General features: G+C 70.3%; 1 protein-coding gene. It reads left to right on the top strand.

Going from position 1 to position 1098, the window contains the following annotated elements:
* Positions 1–573: 573 nt before the first annotated feature.
* The coding region (locus TN53_RS40815; protein ID WP_234441822.1) for an NUDIX domain-containing protein at positions 574–1098 on the top strand (525 nt) is incomplete at its 3' end.

Genomic DNA, 1098 nt, shown 5'->3' with positions numbered 1-1098 from the left:
CGGTTGTGCTCAGTAGGGCAGGATGCGCCCCGAGGGCGTCCGGCGGTCGATCTCGAGGTTCCGCGGCGCGCTGGGCCGACGGCTGACACGGACGCGAACCCGGGCCTGACGATTCATGACACCTCCGCGTACTACGCGTCCGCTGCGGAATCCGGCCCCCGCACCGGCTGCCTTCACCCTCGCCGACGCGCTGGTGAAGGACATCGTGCCCAGCGCGCGGGCGATCATGCGCCCGGCGAGGAATCACGGCAGGGGGAAGGCTTCCGCCTGCCCAAGGCGTACCGGCGCCACTCCCGGGGCACCGCCAGGAAGCGCCGGTACACCCGGGGCACCGCCGGGAACCAGACACGGGGGGGCGGGCTCCCCGCGGCGGCCTGGCGAACGCGCTCCGGGTCTGTCGGTGGCCGCGTGTGTTCTGTGCCGAGTCGGACGGCGACGACCTCCGGGGACGCGTCGAGGAGGGTGGCCAGCGCGGCGATGGCCACCGCTCTTCGGGCGGGGCGGCGTCCTCCCCCTGGACGTTTCGGTCGGGTGTCAGTGGTGTCTGGGACCGTGTACGTCGTGGATGAACTCGTGGAACATGTCGATGCTCAGGACCGAGTGCTGGGAGTGGTCAGTCGGAGGGAGGCCGTGCGGGAGGGCTGGCTGCACCGGGTTGGCGTGGTGGTGTGCCGCGATGGGCAAGGTCGCTTTCTCGTCCATCGGCGTGCCGAGCAGCTGTCACGTTTCCCAGGGCACTACGAGCTCGGTGTCGGGGGCGCTGCGGGAGTCGGCGAGTCTTATGAGCAGGCGGCTGCCCGCGAGCTCAGTGAGGAGCTGGGGCTGCGGGCGGCAGTGTGCCCTCGGTTCAAGTTCCTCAACCGGGGCGGCCTCAGCCCTCACTGGCTCGGGGTGTGTGATGCCGGGCTTCCGGAGATCGGCACCCCCGATCCGGGAGAGGTGGCCTGGCACGGGTGGCTGACCGAGTCCGAGCTGCGGCGGGCTCTGCAGCAGTGGACCTTCACTCCTGACAGTCAGGAGATTTTCGATCGGTACCTTGCATGTCATTCCGAGATCTCTGGCAGTTGGGCCGGCGGGTATGGGGGCGTCGGCGAGGCG

The organism is Streptomyces sp. WM6386 (assembly GCF_000972385.1).
Classification (GTDB): Bacteria; Actinomycetota; Actinomycetes; order Streptomycetales; family Streptomycetaceae; genus Streptomyces.
Note: the sequence above shows the minus strand (reverse complement) of the source record. Positions and strands in the feature narration are given on the sequence as shown.